The organism is Vibrio sp. 1180_3 (genome assembly GCF_029478545.1).
Lineage (GTDB): Bacteria > Pseudomonadota > Gammaproteobacteria > Enterobacterales > Vibrionaceae > Vibrio > Vibrio aestuarianus.
On sequence record NZ_SJFM01000013.1, the window covers coordinates 1 to 19867 of the forward strand.

Consider the following 19867-nt stretch of genomic DNA (forward strand, 5'->3'; position numbering starts at 1 on the left):
TGCTCGAACAAGGTTTGCCATTCTTGGTTGGTGCGTCGTTTTACCATTTCAAATCTCCTTGAGGTTGGAGGTTTGATCGTATAGCGTGCTGAAGTTGATTAGAATGCGGTGTTTATGACGCGCTTACTGACGGTGAGCTAGTGACCCAAACTTCAATGGAAGAGTTGGAAGCGTATTTACAAACGCACGCTTAATTCACGTTAAACTGAATATCAAAAATCCGATATCGAAACAAAGATATCGGATTTTTTGTTTTTACATAATCAAGGCAGGCAACTTGCTGCTGTTATGAAAAGCAGTAATAAGGGTTGTTCAATTTCTCTTAATCGAAATAGCAAGCAATCTACGACCTTCTAAAGGCAAATCTAACTAACACAATCGCAACACCAAGCATTCCACCAAGTAGCGTAGCCAAAACACAAATCAAGGCCCGTTTAGGCCCCGCTTTTTCTTCAGGGACAACGGCTGGATCAATGGTTTTAAAGGCAAACTCATCTTTAACTTCTGCTAACATTAAGCTTTTCATCTGCTCTTCAATCAACTGATAAAAGACCGACTGCATATCGACTAATTTGGTTTTTTCTAATTGCTGCTCAAGATAAGCAATATTCTGACGGGTTTCCGTCAATGTTTCATTTTTAATCCAATCATTTAGGTCTTTAACGAGCAACTCAACCCACTGCTGGGCTATAAGTGGGGAAAGGTGAGTAATTGATATTGTTACCAATCCATTATCCTTAGCTTCAGAGACCGAAAAGATTTTTTTGAATGCTTTATGAGCCTCCCAATCACTAGGAATAGTAGAAAATGGGGGGGAAGTTTCTCGAACCCATTGTTGTGTTTCTATATCATAAAGAGTCGGGTCGATAATCATATTACCAGACACGCTATCCCAAGAGTCAGCGGCCATCAAAGGAACTAATAATTGATGGCGATTGATAAAAGCATTGATAAACTGGCGAGACTGTAATACAGCCAAAGACATCGCTTTATCTCCAGAACGGCCACTGCCTAGATTAATACCCGCCAAAGAAGCTAAACCACCCAACTGTCCAGCCATCGCAGCTAACCCTCCGCCACTCTCTTCGTTAGCGGCAACTAGGCTTGCTTGCGCTTGGTAGGTATTGGGTTTTGATAGCGCAACGATAACACCGCCAATAGCAAAGACAGCTGTACATAATGCGATGACAAGTTTTCCCTTCCATAACGCCCCAAAAAGCTCTCGTAAGTCAATCTCATCATCTGAAACATTCAGTCTATCAACATGACTAAATATAGGTTGTTGTAACATTGGTTTATTCATAATCACACACTATCAACCAGTGGCGCACTCACTGCGCCAACATATAAATGACAAAGGCCTATTAATCTTTGATGGCACTCCAAGCAACACCAATTTGGTACAGTATCTGAGTTGCAGACGTTAAAGTACTTAACCCATCCAAGTAATCAGTATCAATTGGCACCACAACCGTATCACCAGGCTCTAGCGGTTTTGATTTTCGACTAAACCAGAAAGAACTATTTGGCAACATCACCGAACCATCGGCACGAATCACATAGACTCGATCAGTATCAGCTTGCTTTTTCGTTCCACCAGCTGCAGATATATAATCTTCTATACTCATTCCTGGGCGATAAGTATGATTCGAAGCAAATTGAACCTCCCCCATCACACTGAGTATTGGTTGAAGAGCTGGAACGTATAGCTTATCACCGTTCTCTAGCATAATATTGTTGACGCTATCACCTGCCACAGCTTGCTTTAAATCGATAACTAACCGACCAAGGGCTTCTGTTTTGGCTAACTCTTCTGTAATGGCCATAGCATCATTAGGGCTAGTGGTATAGCTAGCCGAAGAACTTTGACGGCGCAGCGCTAAACTACCGATTTCCTGCTTTAATTGAGCATTAAGTAACTTTAATCGCTCTTGCTCTTGGCGCTTTAAACTTTCACGGCTAAATACCGCACCTTTCGGATAGGCAAATCGAGTAAAACCTCCTGCTCGTTCAATAATATCAGAGAGCGTTTCACCGCGAGCAAAGGCATATGTTCCAGGAAATTTAACCTCACCTTGCAGTTCAATAGATAGGTCACGCTGCCAATTGGGTTGACGTTTTACCATAATCGAATCTTGAGCAACAAAATCAAACGACATATCGCCATCGATTAGTTTGCGAGGGGAAATCGTATAGTGCTCAACATCAAAACTATCATTAATACGCTGAGAACGTGTTACTTCCGCCAGAGTAAGGTAAGCATGTTCCGCAAATCCACCAGCCGCATCAATCAATGCGTTAAAGTTCGCTTGATCAGGTAAGGGATAAATACCTGGGTATTTAACTGCACCCGTGATCTCAATAAGTTGTGCAGGAGAATCAAACGTTGCCTGTGCTTTCAGACGCTCAATGATAGGTTCAAGTAATAATTCCCGACTGCTTTTTTTAAGACGATCACTCTTAGAAACCTTTTCTACTCCTGAAGACTCAAGTTGAGTAGTGGTGTCGACCTCCACCAACGCGCCAGTCGTTTGGTCAACGACCTCAACAAATTTAGCTTGCTCACTAACCGCTACATCGACCTTTTTATTTTTATCTTTGCGATACCAATATTCCAAATCAATACCATTATCGAATATGAAAATTTGATCACGGGCTTGAAGAACTAAATTATCCTCAGATGAAGGATGAGAGATCGCATTAAGCAAACTGAATTGTTTAACTCGAAGCTTACGAGGAGCTATGCTCTCTCTCACTAAGAGTGCATAACGAAGATCGGCCGTTTCTTTTAAATCTTGTTCGATGTTTTTAATCACATCATTAACTTTCATTCCAGGAACAAAAGAATAGACACCTTGCCTAATGGCTTCACCACGAACAGCAATAACATTACTAAAACTTTGGTTAACAGGAGCAAGAGACACTTCATCCCCTGGCTGGAGAACAAATGAACGGTGAGAGTTATTTAAAAAGTCTAAGGTTATGAGTTCCACACCACTAGTACTTACTCGGCGGACATTAACCAATGAAAGATACGCATCAGGCAAAGCACCACCAGCCATTTTTAGCATAGACTCAAGAGTTGTCTTTCCTTTAAGCTCATACTTTGCCGGACGAGTAATCTCACCTTTAACTGAAACGCTGGCTTGTCTGGTGGGAATGAATAAAGTATCGCCCGCTTGCAACCGCACATCTTGTGAATTATCACCATTAAGCAATAAATTATAAGCATCAAAATATTGAACTACCTTCCCTTTACGCTTTAGCTGAATGTTGCGTAAGCTTCCGTTATTTTTGACACCACCACTTGCCACAATAGCTTGAGTTAGCGTAGTAAGCCCATTGACATTATAAGCCCCTGGTTGAATCACCTCACCCGCAACATATATTTGGGTTGTTCTCATGCTTCCTAAAGAAACAATGGCTTCAACACCAATAAGCTTTCTTTCAACCAAACTCACGATGTATTGCTTAATTTCTCCAAATGTTTGTCCTGCAATGTATTCGGCACCTAACTCTGGAAAATCCACTTTACCATCACGATCGATAGTCACTGAATAACGCTGATTGGATTTACCATAAAGCTGAACCAGTATTTCATCACCAGGTGCCATTACATAATCTAAAGGGATTGGAAGATTATCCACTGGTGTAAAATCCATTGGAGTACCAACAAATAAATCGTAACCAAATAGCGGAAGTTCAGATTCATCAGATTCTTTTAAGTTTAACGACTCAACATTCGAATTGTCTTGAATGGAAGTTGCTCTTTTCGGCTCAGCAATTTTTTCTTTTTCATTTTCTCCGTTTGATGCAGATGCTGAAGAGATAGTATTTAAATCAACCCCATACTGCTTTGCTAACTGCTCTTGCTGGGCCTTTGGAAGCGATTTAAATTGAGATATTTGCGCTGCTGTTGGAGTAAAACTTAACGCAGTGCTTGGCAAAATAGCCACAAACACCAGCAGGAAAGAGTTAAAGAAAAAATTACACTTCATCATTTTATGCTAGCCATCATCTTTAATTAGTTATTTTTTATCTAAAAGAGCTACGTTAAAATCGAAATTCGTAGTTCGACCAATAATTCGTCTGATTACTTTCACTTTGCTCTCTGTCCACACCAAAGGTAAGTCTTCCACTCAACGCTGGGAGTCGATAACTTACCTGATACAATTCTTTGCCCTGCTGTTGGTACTGTGTTTGCTCTTGATATGTCGCTTCTATTTGATGGTCATTCGCTAGCTGCACGTAACCAGACACAGACCAACCATCTTCCACTAAATAGCTATTTCTCATTAACTTATCATTAAATAACTTCATGTCTGTCAAGACATGTAAATCATCATCACGACCTTGTTGTCGTTCAATAACCAAACGAAAAGAATGTTTATCGAAGGGTATAAAACCAGACCAACCAAACAATAATGCCCCAAGCTGAGAGGCTCTAAGATCCGAAGCAACTTCAACATAAACGCTATGATAAAAATCACGAACGCTAGGTAGCGATAACTTAGCATCGAAGGTTACTTGCTCATCTAGATAATCACTGTCATCAATAGGTTTCAACCACTGATGGTAAGTAAGGCCATATTCCAGTATAGAAAATGGCTTACTTATTAATCGAGAAGACCATTGATATTGGTAAATATCGTCAACATTACTGACTAATGTTTCTAAACTCCAAACACCCAACCAGTTATTTTCGCTCGTATAGCTAAGGCTAATCTCAGGTACCGACTCGTGTGTATTCAATACCAAATTATGCTGCCAACCTTGTCCCCACCAGCGAGGCAAAGTACCAATGCTAAAAACCCACCCACCAGCATTGAGCGCTAAATAACTGTCTTTCCAACGTATATCTCGATCTTCACCATCATCAGAATAGCCAGTCGATAAACGGAAGGCGTAATGTGGCTTAAGCATTTCATAGCTGGCATAAACACCCCAGTGATCATTATTCACTTGGCCAAAAGCATTCTTTATCAACGGTTCGCTATTCATGGCTACTTCAAACTTGCGATTTCCACGCTCCAACTGAGCAGCTTGATAAAGGTATTTGATATGAGAATATTCAGAGCGTAAGGAGGGAGAGCGAATATTAAACTGAGAAATAGAACCATCTAACATCGACCAGAGCATTGGAAAGTGGTTGATAGGACTATTGATGGCGCCCGAATCTGACAAGGCGGTGAGATCTGAACGCACAAAAGGATCAGATGCTTCTAACCAAGGAGAAGCAAAAGCTTGACGGCAAATAGCACCCAACCCTAGCAGTACAACCAGTGATTTCATCGCTCGTCCATAATTAATCACTGCAAAATCCTAATGTTGCCAACTCAAATGAATATCGACACATAGCATACTAAATACCTTATACCTACTCAACTAATTAATAGTGACCGTATTTATACTTTAAAAACAAAGAGATTAAATGAGATAGAACTCTTTAAAAAGCTCAATGAATGTTGATAATTTTTTACTTTGGCACTTATTTTGAATACTATGTCGATAGGTGTGCTTATGCATTACCGACATCGATGTTTTTATTTGTAAATTTACAAGGATATATTATGAAAAAAATTGCATTAGCAGCATTAGTTGCTTTAGGTTTATCAAGCACGGTGTTTGCTGAAGAAGCTGTTGTTGCAGCTGGTGCTGAAGGCGCATCGGCTACAGCAGCTGGCGCTGCTGCTACATCTAGTATTGTAGCTGGTGCTCTTGCTGTTACCGTTGTAGCAGTTGCTGCTGCATCAGACAGCGATGGAACAACAGGTACTGACGGCACAACAAACTAAGTTTGAGCCTACAAACATCCTTAATACTTTGTTAAGGATGTTTTTTTATGCCTAGCATAAACAACAACTTACTGATGTAAACGGATAATATCGATGTCGAGAAAAATAAAAACAGCTAAGCCCCTGGTCCTTACTCTGCTATCTTTGGGATTAATGACTGCTAGTGGCTGTTCAACTAAGTTTTCTAGTATTAATGACTCTATTAAATTTGCGGCATTCGGTGTCGATGATGTGACATTAACCAAGCAGCAAATCGAGCAGATCCCCTATTTAAGCAGCTATGTGACTCTCAACGATAAAGCACAAATTTTTATGGTGTTGGCATTCATTGACATAAATCCAGTTTCCAATGCAAAACAGTATAAGTGGCTCTCTTCTGACCGCGCAATGATTGTCACTGAAAATGGCAGAATCATCAAAACTGTCAATATGCCTAGCGCAAACCTTGATAATCTATTGCCTCTAAAAAACTTTCCATCTTTAACCAGCAATGATAAGTGGCAAGCTCAATACGATTGGCAGCCTGGATATCAATTCGGCCAACTCGCTACAATCTCAACCCGTCAAGTTACCACCGAATACATTGAATCAGTACTGTGGCAAAAAAACACCACTGTGTGGCAAGAAAATGTTCAATTCAATAACAGTGGTAAAAGCATGAACAATACCTTCTGGGTTGATAGTGACGGCAATGTCGTCAAGTCATCACAATGGTTAATTCCTGATGCCTTAAAAGTCGACATGGAAATATTAAAACCTTATAAATCTCAGTAATCATAGGTTGTCATTTATGAATCATTGTCTTTTAGCACTAATTATGGCTGCCTTTTCGGCCAGCAGCTTTGCTTCCGTACTAACAATACATTTACCCAATGAAAAGAAAGTACTTGAATACAACCAACCAGAACGACTTGAAAAAATATTCACCGACATCATTAACCAGCAAAAAAACGCAGAAATAGCTTATGACGGCCAAAACGGACCACTAACTGCGTTGCTTGGTTATCCATTAAACAATATGCTTTTTAATCAAGATAAAGAGAGCGAGGTAGAAAAAAGAAAACAAACCTTACTCCAACGCTTGAGCGCATACACACACGTTCATCCTAAATCTAAAGCAAGTATGGCTTTATTGGAGCAACAGATAAACCGCTGGGATGTTGGTTATCGTGAATTCATCAATCTCGATTATGATGCGATACGGATCACCCCCAAGAATAACCCGCAACTTAAGGGCAATTTTGAGTTAATAACACCGAAAAGACCAAAAACAATTCATATTGAAGGGTTACTTTTTGTGCCTGTTACTAAACCATTTATCGGTGGATTAACTGTCGCCGATTATCTTAAGCAAACAACATTGCTATCAAGTGCAAATAGCAGCAATGTTTGGGTGATTTACCCAGATGGCCATACAAAAAAAGTGGGATATGCCCACTGGAATGATGAACAAACTATCCTAGCGCCAGGCAGTATTATTTTTGTGGGATTTAACAGACCAAATGCTCAGTTATTAGATTTCGAAAGCGAGATTGTTTCGCTGCTTCAGTCAAGAAAAGGCTTTCTATGAAACTTCAATATTCTTCATTTTTTATTTCATCTCTAAGCCTGTTCTCTGTTAGTTATGCATCGGTTGTCATGAGCAGCACAAATGATTGGAAACCGTCACAAATGGACTTTGGTGGTACTGGTTTAATGCAAATGCCTTCCGGTCGCATGGCTGAAGAAGGTGAATTTAATGTCGGGATCAGCGTTAATAACGACTACCACCATTACGTTGCTTCCATGCAAGTGATGCCATGGCTTGATGCGACCATTCGTTATACCCGCTTACCCAATGTTCTCTATAATTCTAATCCTGACTACAGCGGCGATAACCTGTATACAGACAAAGGTATGGATTTTAAAGTTCGCCTCATTGAAGAAAGTTATTGGTTGCCAGAAACGTCAATTGGCCTACGAGATTTCGGTGGTACCGGCATGTTTGATGGTGAATTTATTGCTGCTACCAAACGTTTTGGTAACCTTGATTTCACCCTGGGACTCGGCTGGGGATACATTGGTCAAAGCGGTAATGTCAGTAATCCAGTCTGTAAGATAAGCGACCGATTCTGTAACCGCCCGAGTGATTTTAAAGACAAAGGTGGCATGGTTGACTATGGACGTTGGTTTAAAGGCCCTGCGGCATTGTTTGGCGGTATAGAATATCAAACACCTTACGAACCACTGCGAATTAAAATTGAATACGATGGCAACGATTACTCTGAAGATTGGCCACAAATAAGAGCCAACTCAGATATGACTCAGCATACACCATGGAATATCGGTATTAATTACCGACTAGGTGACTGGGGAGATGCTAAAGTCAGTTATCAACGAGGCGATACACTCACGTTAGGCTTTAATTTTTATACCAATTTTAATCACATGAAAGCAAGTTGGTTGGATACCCCTAAAACCAAGGTTCAAGCCTCTCCTACATCCAACGATTGGCAACAAGCATCGGCTGAACTTCAGCATAATGCTGGCTATCAGCAAAACACTATCGCCGTGTCAGACAACAAGATCATCGTCACCGGTGAACAAGTAAAATATCGCGATAGAGATGAAGCACTTGAACGGGCGGCAGCGGTTTTAACTCGATACGGTAATGATGACATTACGGAATTTCATATTATTGAACAAAACAATAGCATGGTATTGACTGAAACCATCATTAACCGGGATGACTATATCTCGGCAGCCAATTATGACCAACTTGGGGTTACGCCTTCGTCGACCTTCGATAAATACCAAGAACCAACCCCATTATCTTCACCGATAGTAGCTCAGTCTATCAAACGTTGGGATTACGGTTTATCGCCCTCATTACAACAATCTCTTGGTGGACCAGAAGCTTTCTATTTATTCAGCCTAGGTCTAAGTGCACACTCCAATTATTGGATCACGCCTAAGCTTGAGCTTGGCGGTGCAATCTATATCAATATTGTCGATAACTACGACAAATTCAACTACGGTGTTGATAGCCCACAATCACCACACGTCCGCAATGAGGCAACGCCTCGAGTTCGTACCATGTTCCGTAGTTATGTACAAGATCCAGTACGCCTGAGTCAATTACAGTTAACTTGGTTTGAACAACCAACAGAAAACATTTACACACAAGTTTACGGGGGTTATCTAGAGTCGATGTTTGCTGGTGTGGGTGGTGAAATATTATATCGTCCGATGAGATCAAATTGGGCAGTAGGAGTTGATATGAATTACCTAAGTCAACGAGAGGCTGATTCTTGGTTTGGAATTTATTCAGACGATTATTTCTACTACGATGGTGCAAATCCGAACTCTACTACTTGTATTAATAATCCAACAAGTTGCCGAGCTTATGTATTAAACCAAGGAACAACAGGTCATCTAACCACTTACTACACACCTGATTGGGCATTTCTTGAAAGTACATTATTTAAAATCAGTGCAGGAAAATTTTTAGGTGGAGACATTGGTGCTCGAGTTGATTTTTCTAAACAATTCAAGTCAGGTGTGATTGCCGGCGTTTATGCGGTATTTACAGACTTAACGGCCGATGAGTATGGGGAAGGAAGCTATAATAAGGGATTTTATGTATCAATTCCTTTTGACATCATGACCGTAAAACCGTCCACGAACAGAGCAATACTTAACTGGGAGCCAATCACTCGCGATGGTGGGCAAATGTTGAGGAAGAAACATCAATTATACGATAGAACGGATGCTCGCTCCCCTTGGTCACAAAGACCTAACACCTCACAGTAATCATGTAACCCAATAAGTATAAGTGCCGTTTTTATGCCCGGCACTTATACTTAACTCAAGCTTTTACATCTCACCATTATTGGATAACAATCTTCTAGTCGGCGTGCTAACCCAACGCATCAAACCAAGAGATTGGTGATTTAAAATAAAAGAGCATCTATTTAACCCTTAACAGTTGGTGTGTTTGATTGCCAACCGTAAAGATATGAACTTGGGAACATTTCATATGCTCGACTTGCGCCAGCATAACCGATGAATAGGATCTTCTTTTCATCCATTGCAAAGGCTCGTTAAAGCTATCTTCATTGATGATAAAAGATTCATCTTTCAAACGAGTTTCTGAAATTCTCACCACCCAAATCCTAGAACGAAAATCCATCGCCTCTAAAATCGTATGTTTGAATTTAAGCCATCGATCTCGCCAGTTAGTTTTCATCGTGATAAATGTTCGCTATTTCAATGGAGCTAAAGACTTACACCAATGTTGCTCACGCCTTCATCACGCAGCTCTTGACGTAGATCTTTAATTAAATCAATGTCGCGTTCAACCGCTTCACGAAGTGGACGGAAAATAGCCCACTGGATATCCCACTCTTCGCAAACCGCTTCATTCTGCTTTTGGTTTTCGTTATTGATAGCTTCGCCGGTTTGCGCTTCTTCTAATTGAGCGACTGTCAGCACTGAAATTTGACTGATTTTTTGCATGTTTTCATACAAATAATCACGGTCAAGCAAGCCATGCAGCAAGTTAGATAACGCTACGCACGCATCGATTGCAGGATAAACAGCGTAAACATCAAAATCTTCCAAGCTTGGAATGATCTCTTCCAACTTCTCTAACTGATTCTCGAAATTAATTTTGGCACTTTTTACCGTGAGCAATTCCCAAACACTGTCTAGAATATCGCGATATACTCGCGCATGAGCAAATTCAACATTATCGCAAAACATGGCATAGTTCGGGTACATACGTTCACACAAACACGCCATAAAAGTAATTTGTTGCCAAGGTTCAAATTTCTCAAGACGAACCTGTAGAGGGTTTTGTAGCATAATCACTCAATCGTTGCAGAAAAAGACAGCGGAAGTGTACTTGATAAACAACAGGGAAAAAAGCAAAGCTGATGAACAATTTCACCGATAAAGTGTATATTCTTACCGAGCATGATGATATTTACCGCCAAGCTCTAGAGAAAGCGGGTTTGACAGACTTGGTTATCACTACCGATCGCCACCAAGCAACTATTCTGCTAGCAGCTCCCCCAATGGCCGCAAAGTGTCTGCAAGACTTCCCTAATCTAGAGTGGTTACAATCAGCCTATGCCGGTGTGGATACTTTAATTGATCCTAATTTGCGTCAAGATTACCAATTGACCAATGTGAAAGGCATCTTCGGCCAACAAATTGCTGAATATGTACTTGGCTACACTATTGCACATTTCAGGCACTTTCCACGCTACCAAGTTCAACAGCAACACAAACAATGGCTGCCGCATGCTTACCAGTCAATTAATGGCAAAACCATGGTTATACTCGGCACTGGTGCAATTGGTAGCCACTTAGCACTGGTAGCAAAAGCGTTTGGTTTAACGGTTGTTGGGGTTAATAGTACTGGGATCCCTGCTAGAAGTGGCCAATTTGATCAGACCTATCATGTCAATGAACTTGCTGCGGCCTTTGCCCAAGCCGATATTGTGGTCAGTACCTTACCCAATACGCCTCAAACGCTCGGTCTGTTAAACCAGAATACGCTGAGTCATTGCCAACAGGCGTTATTGTTTAATGTCGGACGCGGCAAAAACCTCGTCGAGAGTGATCTCATTACCGCGATTGAACTGGGCCACATTCAACACGCCTATCTGGATGTATTTGAGCAAGAACCGCTCGATAGGGAACATCCGTTTTGGCAACACCCGGGCATCACGTTAACTCCGCACATTGCCGCTGTCAGTTTTCCTGAGCAGGTGGTAGAGATTTTTACACGCAACTACCAGTTATGGCGTGAAGGTTTCCAACTGGAAAACCGTATTGATTTTGATAAAGGGTATTAAGGGTTTGCGACTTTCACTTGATCTGCAAGCCATGCTGTTCGATATGGGCCAACAATTCAGGTGAAGTGATTTTATGCTTAATCAACAAATCGACCTTGTATGGTAAAGATGATTGATCCAAGGTATCAAGCATCAGCGCAATCTCATTTAAGGTGAGCGCTTTCCCTTCTAACGCAATGTCGATATCTGAACTCTCTTTAAATGTACCCAGCGCCCGAGAGCCAAAAACCCACGCACGCTCAACCAAAGGGTTGGACAATATTACGTCGTTCAATAGCTGATATTGATGAAGTTTTAAACCAATTTTTATTGAGACAAGGGCTTTACTGACCACTTTTTGCCTCTAAACTTTTCACTTCTAAATAGTCGGTAATCTCACCGATTACCGGAGAAAAACGTTCCACAATAAGCTGTTGTGCTTCAAGGACATTTTTTTCATCGTAGGTATGTGATAGCAGATTTCGCTTCATCAATGCTTCAAGTAGCACCTCACATTGATCAGAAGAAAGATGTCTCGCCTCTAATGCGGTACGAATAACACTTCGTGGTGAAGCAACATCAAAACCTTCAAATTCAAGTAAATCTTTTAGCGTTTTCCAAGTTAACTCAAATGAAAACTCGAACGTTTGCACTAACCCAGCAAGCTCTAGTTCATTGTAAGTTTTTTGAGAACAAGCTTTTTCAAGACGATGCTGCGCTTTGGATAAGTTTTGTAGACGCTGTTTCCAACGTTGAGGATTTAAAGTCATCGTATTCACCTTAGCACGGGATGCTCGAATTCTAACGGATGAAGTATGATACCTTCCCACCAAGGAAAGAGAAACGCAAACCTTCGTTCGCTGACTCACCTCAACTCACAACCTTATACCCCGCACTTCTGAGCTTTACAGCAAAAGCTTGCTTTGTTTCCGGCTCTCCGTGAATTAGATGGATCTGTTTTGGTTTTTCAGCAATACCTTCAATAAAACGCAACAGGTCTGCTTGATCTGCATGGGCTGAATAGCCAGACATGGTATGAATGAACGCGTTAACCTGCGTTTGTTGACCATCAATCCACACCTGGTTATCACCTTGCTGTATTGCGCGACCTAGCGTTCCTTCAGCTTGGTAACCAGCAAAAATGACGTCGGTGCGCTGATCTGGCAATAATGCTTTTAGGTAGTCCATCACTCGCCCACCCTCACACATACCAGAAGCAGCAACAACAATTGCGGGCTCGCCCGTTGAGGCTAAGCGGTTCACTAAGGCATGATGTGAGCGATTATCTTCAACCGTTATGCACTGCTCGAAAGCCAATGGATGCCGCTTTGCGTCTAAACGCACTTTCGCTTCTTTGCCCCACAGTTTTTTAAAACGGCGATAAGACTTGGTTACTTTTTGCGCCATCGGCGAGTCTAAAATAATCGGAATATTGTCAGCAATGCCATGTTCGAAAATCAATTGCTCGATATCAAACAGTAATTCCTGAGTTCGACCAACACTAAACGCAGGAATCAAGATCGTGCCGCCATCTTGCAGTGAACGGTTGATAATGGTCTTCAGGCGCTGCGACCTTTGCTCGACACTTTCGTGAACTTTATCGCCATAGGTCGTTTCAATGTAGAGGTAGTCCGCACGTGGTGGCGAAACAGGGTCTGGCAGCAGTGGCGTATTGCTTGGACCGAGATCACCAGAAAAAACCACAATCTCGTTATTTGGTAATTTAAACTCGACAAATGCCGAACCCAATATATGACCTGCTGGGTTGAAGCGAAAATAGCAATGAGGGAGATCACGAGAAATTGGCTGCCACACGCCGTATTCAATAGGCTTAATCAGTGACTTGACGCGATCCAATACTCGATGGCGCTGCCCATGGTTAAGCCCCAGTTGAAGCTTTAAGCCATCTTCGAGCATAAGTGGCACAAGCTCTGCGGTTGCAGGAGTGCAGTAAATCGGTTGGTTAAAGCCGGCGGCCAATAACCATGGAATACGCCCGATATGATCAATGTGCGAATGCGTTAACACCAACGCTTTGATATGACGAACCGCAAATTCGATGTTGAGCGACTTTGGACTTTTTCCCTGCACTAAACCACAATCAATGAGCACGCCAACACCATTAAGATTGAGTTCATGGCAAGAGCCAGTGACCGTATGTTTTCCGCCATGATGAATGATGTTCATAAATTACACCCCTTAAATATCGACTCACAATTATGAAACCACACGAGCAATAAGTAAGCTCATCACTATTATTCTTCGAGTTATATCGAAAAATAATCTGCCTGCTTTATCGTCAAAAGCGCATCCTGTTCAGATCAAACCCCATAAACCAAAAGAGCCCCAACAATGGGGCTCTTTAAAATTAATGTAGTATCTCGCAAGGTGGCTCACCACCATCATGCAACCGATGCCAAACTAGATCGCAAATACCATCAGAAGGATTAAAGTCAGTCGGTGCTGAGATCAATAATTCGCGAATTTTTTCATGGTCAAAATTATGACAAGCAGAATCTAATTGCTCTAACAAACATGTATAGTCCGACAGGGGTAAAAACCGCTCACTCGCGGTCATGATCCTTTCATGAGCCGTTTGCTCGACATTATCGCCAATAAGAAGCTCTTCGAATAACTTTTCACCTGGACGTAGGCCTGAGAATTCAATTGAGATATCACCATAAGGGTTTTCTTCATTTTTAACTTCAAGGCCAGATAATCGGATTAGATTTTCCGCAAGATCAATAATCTTGACTGGTTCACCCATATCCAAGACAAATACATCGCCCCCTTTGCCCATTGCTCCAGCTTGAATTACCAATTGGGCCGCCTCAGGAATCGTCATAAAATAGCGAATAATATCAGGGTGAGTTACCGTTAATGGGCCACCTTTCAAGATTTGCTTCTTAAATAACGGGACAACAGAACCTGATGAACCAAGAACATTACCAAAGCGCACCATGCAAAAACGAGTGCCATCACTTTTCATTTTCTCTTGTTCAGCTAAGGCTTGAAGGCCTAATTCTGCCATACGTTTTGTCGTACCCATCACATTGGTTGGTCTGACGGCTTTATCGGTCGAAATCAACACAAATGATTCAATTTTAGCTTCAATCGCCGCTTTTGCAGTGTAGTAAGTACCAAACACATTGTTACGTACCCCTTCAACCACATTGTATTCTACCAAGGGTACATGCTTATAGGCAGCGGCATGATAAATGGTTTGGACTGCAAAACTTTTCATCACCACGGACAAGCGGTTGATGCGTTGAACAGACCCTAACAGTGGGATAATTTCAACATCGAGTCCTTTTTCTTTTGCAAGCAGATGTAGCTCACGATCTATTTGGTACAAGCCAAATTCAGACAATTCGAACAGGATGAGGGTTTTCGGTTTACATGAAAGAATTTGACGACACAATTCAGAACCGATCGAACCACCAGCACCGGTCACCATCACGATTTTATTTTTTATATTGGCTTCCATCAGTGACTGCTGTGGTGTGACTGCATCCCTACCGAGCAAATCTTCTATCGCAACATCTTTCAATTCATCAATTGTCGCCTTGCCTTCTACAATATCTTTCATATCCGGCACCGTGAGTACTTCAGCTGAAATCGGCACTAGAGCATCCAAAATTTGCTTACGACGCGCACGTGACGCACTCGGTACCGCTAACAGAATTTGATGTACATTGTGTTTATCAACGGCAGCAGAGGCCTCTTTGAGATTCCTTACCGATAACCCCATGATCACGGTATTTTCAAGAGTCGAATCTTCATCAATAAAACCCACTACTTTATGAGTTTCAGATGAACGCAACGCCCAAGCCAATTGCCTACCAGCAGAACCGGCACCATAGATAAGAACGTTTTTCTTCCCTTTGCCATTAACCTGCGCGACCAGCACACGAACAATGAGCCGCGAACCACCACATAACAAACAAAGAAAGGTGCCATAGATAATAGGCACTGAACGCGGTATTGACGCATCAAAATAAAATGCAAGTATCGCAACCGTTGCCGCCGAGATTGCCGTACCAGCACTCACCACCGCTAACGCATGAAAGGTCAAATAGCGAAGCACAGCACGATATAGCCCAAGTCGCGTATAGACAAAAAGCGTCACCGCTAACGTACCTAGAACTACATAGCGAGTTGAGACATCATCAAATGACTGGATATGACCAATACGAGTCCAATACGCGGCATAAAAAGAAGCAATAATAAAAAATGTGTCTATACATACGCTGATAATGCGTTTGTTAAACCTTGAGAGGTTCCAGATAAAATTAAGCCTAGCCATGTTATTTCTCTAATATAAACCAACGCCAGTATTGTACTGGCGTTGGTTTAAAAAGTCTTTGTAGATAAATTGAAAGCAGTGTTACTTCACAGCATCACCACTACCACTGCCCGTTGCTGTCATTAATATGTACTTGAAGTAATCTTTTAGCGTCAAGGTATCAATCATCTGCTTATCTGTTTTTGCCAATAGCTGCGGTGTAGACATATCAATATTTTGCACCTGAGCAAGGCCAGTGATACCGGGTAGAACATCATATACCCCTAATGCATCACGTTCTTTAATCAGTTCTTCTTGGTTGAACAAATTTGGACGCGGCCCCACCAAGCTCATTTCACCTTTCACCACGTTAATCAACTGAGGTAATTCATCGATTTTAGTTTTACGAAGAAAAGCACCGAGTTTTGTAATAGATGCATTGCTCGCTAAGTGGCTAGCTACAGATTTTGTTTCTACCGACATGGTACGAAACTTAATAAGCTTAAACGGCTTTTTGTTACGACCTACGCGTTCTTGAATAAAAATCGGCGAGCCTGTATCGAACAGACCAATGATTGTGACAACGAGTAACACCGGCCATAAAAAAAGCAAGCCAAAGAAGGCTGCGAGGAAATCCAAAAGACGAATCATATATTACCACTGTTATTTTTTGACTGAAGAAAGGCTTCTGCCGTTTTTTTAAAGCCTTCCTCTAACGTTTGAGGAGGTGTCCAACCTAATGTTTTTTTCGTATGAGTAATATCCACCTGTAATGAACCAAGCAGTCTATCCACAACATCTTGCTTACCAAATACTTTTCCGGCAAGTTTATAACACCACTTTGGAACCGGCAGCTGCCATGTCGATTTGCCTAGGGACAAAGCCATCTGTCTAACCATCTCAGAGGTAGAAACATCATGATCATCAGAAACTAAAAAAACTTGATTAGCTGCTTTAGGATGCTCAATACAAGTAACGATAAGATCAACCAAATTATCGACAGATACCAAACTACGCTTATTGTTGGTGATGCAACCAAACGGTAATGGAATACCTTTTGAAACTAAGTTCATCAGAGAAGCGAAATTGGCTTTAACGCCTGGTCCATAAACTAAGGTTGGCCGGATAACCACAATTTCCATACCTGTCTCTTTGCCAATTGCAAACAGTGCTTGCTCAGCTTCCGATTTAGAAACACCATAATCATCTTCTGGTGCATGGGGATCACACGCAGTAAAGGGGTTATCCAACTTCGTTTCTTCCCCATTTACTTTGATACTACTGATAAAAATAAATCGCTTTACGCCTGCCTTTGCTGCTTGGCGGGCCAGATTGGTCGCACCGTGAGTATTAACCTCTCGATACTCTTCAAGTGGGTTGCTCACTGCATCATTCATGACATGAACACGAGCCGCTAGATGAACAATAACGCCCACACGACTTAACGCCACTGAGTAATCAGTATCATTGTTGATTTCAAGTCTAAAGAATTTTTCAGAAGGCTGCCCTTCAGGTTTATCTCGCCCTAATGACAATGTATCATCAGCAGGCAATTGCTCTAATAGTTTGCTGCCAATGAAGCCTGAAGCACCGGTTAACATTATTTTCATTGGTTTGCTTTCTCAATTGTGTCTATGATCTGACTGGCAGCGGCCTCGACTGAAAAGCTGGTTTTAAGCACCTCGTACGCTTTAGCGCCCATTGCTTTACGCGAAGCTTGATCTTGAAGTAGCATCAACGCAGCTTCATACAATGATTGGTCTTCACCATTTATATAAGCCTTACCCGCCCCCTCACCATTGATAAACTCTATGACATCATTACCTTGGTTCACACTGCCCAAAATCGGTAGAGACTGCACCATATAACCAAGCAGCTTACCTGGGAAATTATGTGCTTTATGGGTTTTGGCAAGTGAAAACAATCCCACATCGACTTGAGTTAAGACTTCTTTGTACTCGTCTTGGCTGATTGAAGAAAGAAGCGTTAAATTATCGAGCCCCTTCTTTACTTTAGCACTCTCGACTAATTCAAACTCATCACCTTGCCCGATAAAGAGAAAATGCGCCTCAGGATGACTTTGCATACTTTCGACTAGTCGTAGCAAGTTACCCATATCTTGCGCACGGCCGATGTTACCACCATAAAAATAGATAACTTTATCATCTAGTTTACAATGTTTTCTGACATCAATCAGCGAGGTGCTATAACTCTTTGAACTTACATCAGCCCAATTTCGAAGAACTTGAAGATTGCGATAATTAGGGTGCAGCTTTGAAAAATACGTAACATTTGCAGGTGACATTAAGCCAATAGTATCCGATGCGTTATAATTCACTTTTTCGAAGAAACGAAAATAACTCGCTATAGGAGACTTTACAGAGATGAGTCCCTCATCAATAACCCATTGCGGAAACATATCCCGTAATACGAGATAGTTATACGTGCCACAATAACGCTTAAACCAGTGCATCAGTGGACCAAAGAAGATAGTCGGAGAGTAATTGATGCAAGCATCAAAAGACTTGATACTCTCATCACTTTTTAGTGCTAGGTAAGCGTTAAATGATAGTAACGACTCACTAATCACCCTTTGAAGCTTTCCTCTTCCTCTCATCGCAGGGTTACGAAAACGCCAAACCTCTACACCACCAAAAGTTTCCTTTACCAAACGGGTAGCCTGTTTACCGTGACTAGGAGTGATGATCACAGGCTCATAGCCCAGCTTTTTAAGCTCTAGTGCAAGCTCATGGAACATTTTAGCATGCACTAGAGTACTTTTCGGTAGGTAATCATCTGGAAATAAAGCAATTTTCACAGCTTAGTATTCCTTCCATACCACACGTTTTACGTAATCGGTATAAGAATGAATAATTCGCACTACCTTATCAGAGACGTTTGGCATACTGTAATCATAGACTTGACGCAATAGACGTTCATCACCTGATGGCTGTGATTCCAGTACTTGTAAAGCTTGCATCACTCGCTCAGCCCCAAGGCCGACCATCATCACTGATGCCTCTTCCATTCCTTCTGGACGCTCATGCGCCTCTCGCATATTAAGTGCAGGAAAGTTCATAATGGACGATTCTTCATTGATCGTACCGCTATCAGAAAGCACTACTTTGGCATTTTTCTGTAACTGGTTGTAATCATGGAAACCAAGTGGTTTAAGCAATTGGATATTTGAGTGGAATTCAATACCCTGCGCTTCTATTCGATTGCGTGTCCTCGGGTGAGTCGAAACAATTACCGGCATATCATAATATTCTGCAACCGCATTTAACGTCTGCGCTAACTTTGCCAATTGCTTCGGTGAATCTACATTTTCTTCACGGTGGGCACTAACTACAAAGAACTGGCCTTTTTCTAACCCTAAACGAGATAAAACATCAGAAGCATCTATTTGAGGCATATAGTGATTTAACACCTCAAACATCGGACTACCCGTTTTTATAACACGATCAGCAGGTAACCCTTCGGCTAATAAATATTCACGAGCGATCGTACTGTACGTGAGATTTATATCTGATGTGTGATCAACGATACGACGGTTGGTTTCTTCTGGTACGCGCTGATCAAAACAACGGTTGCCTGCTTCCATATGGAAAATTGGCACTTTGCGACGCTTAGCCGGAATTGCAGACAAACATGAGTTAGTGTCACCGAGCACAAGCATTGAGTCAGGTTTAATTTCCTCTAATGCTTGATCGACTTTAATGATAACTTGGCCAATTGTTTCTGCGGCATTCTTACCCGCAGCTTCTAAAAAATAATCAGGCTTACGTACACCTAAATCATTAAAAAAGACTTCATTTAATTCAAAATCGTAATTTTGACCAGTATGAACCAAAATGTGTTCACAATGCTCGTCTAACTTGGCTAACACTCTAGAAAGGCGGATAATTTCAGGGCGAGTTCCTACCACTGACATTACTTTTAATTTTTTCATTTCTTTTTCTCTA

At 41.6% G+C, this 19867-nt stretch carries 17 protein-coding genes; 5 read left to right on the forward strand and 12 right to left on the reverse strand.

Going from position 1 to position 19867, the window contains the following annotated elements:
* Window positions 1-343 precede the first annotated feature (343 nt).
* The 3 genes from EYW48_RS09760 to EYW48_RS09770 form a co-directional block, all read right to left on the reverse strand.
* A complete protein-coding gene (locus tag EYW48_RS09760) occupies window positions 344-1303 on the reverse strand; it encodes a Wzz/FepE/Etk N-terminal domain-containing protein (protein WP_253910121.1) in 960 nt (319 codons plus the stop codon).
* 61 nt (window positions 1304-1364) lie between these two features.
* Window positions 1365-4001: an SLBB domain-containing protein gene (locus EYW48_RS09765; RefSeq protein WP_277432331.1), complete on the reverse strand. Its 2637-nt coding sequence runs from the start codon at window positions 3999-4001 to the stop codon at window positions 1365-1367.
* A 52-nt stretch (window positions 4002-4053) separates the two neighbouring features.
* A complete protein-coding gene (locus tag EYW48_RS09770; RefSeq protein WP_261915029.1) occupies window positions 4054-5313 on the reverse strand; it encodes a capsule assembly Wzi family protein in 1260 nt (419 codons plus the stop codon).
* Between the two features lie 257 nt (window positions 5314-5570).
* Here EYW48_RS09770 and EYW48_RS09775 point away from each other — a divergent pair, with 257 nt between their 5' ends.
* The 4 genes from EYW48_RS09775 (at window position 5571) to EYW48_RS09790 (ending at window position 9587) form a co-directional block, all read left to right on the forward strand.
* Window positions 5571-5795, forward strand: a complete 225-nt coding sequence (locus EYW48_RS09775; protein WP_261915028.1) for a hypothetical protein — start codon at window positions 5571-5573, stop codon at window positions 5793-5795.
* A gap of 93 nt (window positions 5796-5888) precedes the next feature.
* On the forward strand, window positions 5889-6569 hold the full coding sequence (locus EYW48_RS09780; protein ID WP_168520704.1) for a YjbF family lipoprotein: 681 nt from the start codon (window positions 5889-5891) through the stop codon (window positions 6567-6569).
* 16 nt (window positions 6570-6585) lie between these two features.
* The gene (locus EYW48_RS09785) at window positions 6586-7365 is read left to right on the forward strand and encodes a capsule biosynthesis GfcC family protein (protein ID WP_277432332.1); all 780 of its coding nucleotides are present in this window, start codon (window positions 6586-6588) and stop codon (window positions 7363-7365) included.
* Window positions 7362-9587 carry a YjbH domain-containing protein gene (locus EYW48_RS09790; protein ID WP_171980195.1) on the forward strand — a complete coding sequence of 742 codons (2226 nt, stop codon included), beginning with the start codon at window positions 7362-7364 and terminating at the stop codon, window positions 9585-9587. The genes EYW48_RS09785 and EYW48_RS09790 overlap by 4 nt, the downstream gene beginning before the upstream one ends.
* A 465-nt stretch (window positions 9588-10052) precedes the next feature.
* On the opposite strand, the gene EYW48_RS09800 is transcribed toward EYW48_RS09790, so the two are convergent.
* Window positions 10053-10640, reverse strand: a complete 588-nt coding sequence (locus EYW48_RS09800; RefSeq protein ID WP_176247133.1) for a DUF416 family protein — start codon at window positions 10638-10640, stop codon at window positions 10053-10055.
* Between the two features lie 71 nt (window positions 10641-10711).
* On the opposite strand from EYW48_RS09800, the gene EYW48_RS09805 reads away from it, so the two are divergent.
* Window positions 10712-11638 carry a D-2-hydroxyacid dehydrogenase gene (locus EYW48_RS09805; protein ID WP_171980197.1) on the forward strand — a complete coding sequence of 309 codons (927 nt, stop codon included), beginning with the start codon at window positions 10712-10714 and terminating at the stop codon, window positions 11636-11638.
* Window positions 11639-11651: 13 nt separating this feature from the next.
* Here the strand turns inward: EYW48_RS09805 and EYW48_RS09810 are convergent, their stop codons facing one another.
* The 8 genes from EYW48_RS09810 to wecB form a co-directional block, all read right to left on the reverse strand.
* Window positions 11652-11972, reverse strand: a complete 321-nt coding sequence (locus EYW48_RS09810; protein WP_274677810.1) for a nucleotidyltransferase domain-containing protein — start codon at window positions 11970-11972, stop codon at window positions 11652-11654.
* Window positions 11962-12387, reverse strand: a complete 426-nt coding sequence (locus EYW48_RS09815; RefSeq protein WP_168520693.1) for an HI0074 family nucleotidyltransferase substrate-binding subunit — start codon at window positions 12385-12387, stop codon at window positions 11962-11964. Before EYW48_RS09815 ends, EYW48_RS09810 begins: the two co-directional genes overlap by 11 nt.
* A gap of 100 nt (window positions 12388-12487) precedes the next feature.
* The gene (locus EYW48_RS09820; RefSeq protein WP_277432333.1) at window positions 12488-13804 is read right to left on the reverse strand and encodes an MBL fold metallo-hydrolase; all 1317 of its coding nucleotides are present in this window, start codon (window positions 13802-13804) and stop codon (window positions 12488-12490) included.
* Window positions 13805-13985: 181 nt separating this feature from the next.
* Complete coding sequence (locus EYW48_RS09825; protein ID WP_277432334.1) at window positions 13986-15923, reverse strand: nucleoside-diphosphate sugar epimerase/dehydratase; 1938 nt, start codon at window positions 15921-15923, stop codon at window positions 13986-13988.
* Window positions 15924-16004: 81 nt separating this feature from the next.
* Window positions 16005-16553, reverse strand: a complete 549-nt coding sequence (locus EYW48_RS09830) for a sugar transferase (protein WP_277432335.1) — start codon at window positions 16551-16553, stop codon at window positions 16005-16007.
* Window positions 16550-17512 (reverse strand): SDR family oxidoreductase, encoded by a 963-nt coding sequence (locus EYW48_RS09835; protein WP_274681238.1) that lies wholly within the window; start codon window positions 17510-17512, stop codon window positions 16550-16552. The genes EYW48_RS09830 and EYW48_RS09835 overlap by 4 nt, the downstream gene beginning before the upstream one ends.
* Window positions 17509-18720, reverse strand: coding sequence for a glycosyltransferase family 4 protein (locus EYW48_RS09840; protein ID WP_261916450.1), 1212 nt, complete (start codon window positions 18718-18720; stop codon window positions 17509-17511). The genes EYW48_RS09835 and EYW48_RS09840 overlap by 4 nt, the downstream gene beginning before the upstream one ends.
* 3 nt (window positions 18721-18723) lie before the next feature.
* Window positions 18724-19854: a UDP-N-acetylglucosamine 2-epimerase (non-hydrolyzing) gene (wecB, locus tag EYW48_RS09845; RefSeq protein ID WP_261916451.1), complete on the reverse strand. Its 1131-nt coding sequence runs from the start codon at window positions 19852-19854 to the stop codon at window positions 18724-18726.
* Window positions 19855-19867: the final 13 nt, after the last annotated feature.

Excerpts from the sequence above, each read along its gene's own strand:
- EYW48_RS09825 (WP_277432334.1), bottom strand. The coding sequence starts at position 15,923 with ATGGCTAGGCTTAATTTTATCTGGAACCTCTCAAGGTTTAACAAACGC.
- wecB (WP_261916451.1), bottom strand. The coding sequence starts at position 19,854 with ATGAAAAAATTAAAAGTAATGTCAGTGGTAGGAACTCGCCCTGAAATT.
- EYW48_RS09780 (WP_168520704.1), top strand. The coding sequence starts at position 5,889 with ATGTCGAGAAAAATAAAAACAGCTAAGCCCCTGGTCCTTACTCTGCTA.
- EYW48_RS09815 (WP_168520693.1), bottom strand. The coding sequence starts at position 12,387 with ATGACTTTAAATCCTCAACGTTGGAAACAGCGTCTACAAAACTTATCC.
- EYW48_RS09760 (WP_253910121.1), bottom strand. The coding sequence starts at position 1,303 with ATGAATAAACCAATGTTACAACAACCTATATTTAGTCATGTTGATAGA.
- EYW48_RS09785 (WP_277432332.1), top strand. The coding sequence starts at position 6,586 with ATGAATCATTGTCTTTTAGCACTAATTATGGCTGCCTTTTCGGCCAGC.
- EYW48_RS09820 (WP_277432333.1), bottom strand. The coding sequence starts at position 13,804 with ATGAACATCATTCATCATGGCGGAAAACATACGGTCACTGGCTCTTGC.
- EYW48_RS09775 (WP_261915028.1), top strand. The coding sequence starts at position 5,571 with ATGAAAAAAATTGCATTAGCAGCATTAGTTGCTTTAGGTTTATCAAGC.
- EYW48_RS09765 (WP_277432331.1), bottom strand. The coding sequence starts at position 4,001 with ATGATGAAGTGTAATTTTTTCTTTAACTCTTTCCTGCTGGTGTTTGTG.
- EYW48_RS09800 (WP_176247133.1), bottom strand. The coding sequence starts at position 10,640 with ATGCTACAAAACCCTCTACAGGTTCGTCTTGAGAAATTTGAACCTTGG.
- EYW48_RS09790 (WP_171980195.1), top strand. The coding sequence starts at position 7,362 with ATGAAACTTCAATATTCTTCATTTTTTATTTCATCTCTAAGCCTGTTC.
- EYW48_RS09835 (WP_274681238.1), bottom strand. The coding sequence starts at position 17,512 with ATGAAAATAATGTTAACCGGTGCTTCAGGCTTCATTGGCAGCAAACTA.
- EYW48_RS09805 (WP_171980197.1), top strand. The coding sequence starts at position 10,712 with ATGAACAATTTCACCGATAAAGTGTATATTCTTACCGAGCATGATGAT.
- EYW48_RS09830 (WP_277432335.1), bottom strand. The coding sequence starts at position 16,553 with ATGATTCGTCTTTTGGATTTCCTCGCAGCCTTCTTTGGCTTGCTTTTT.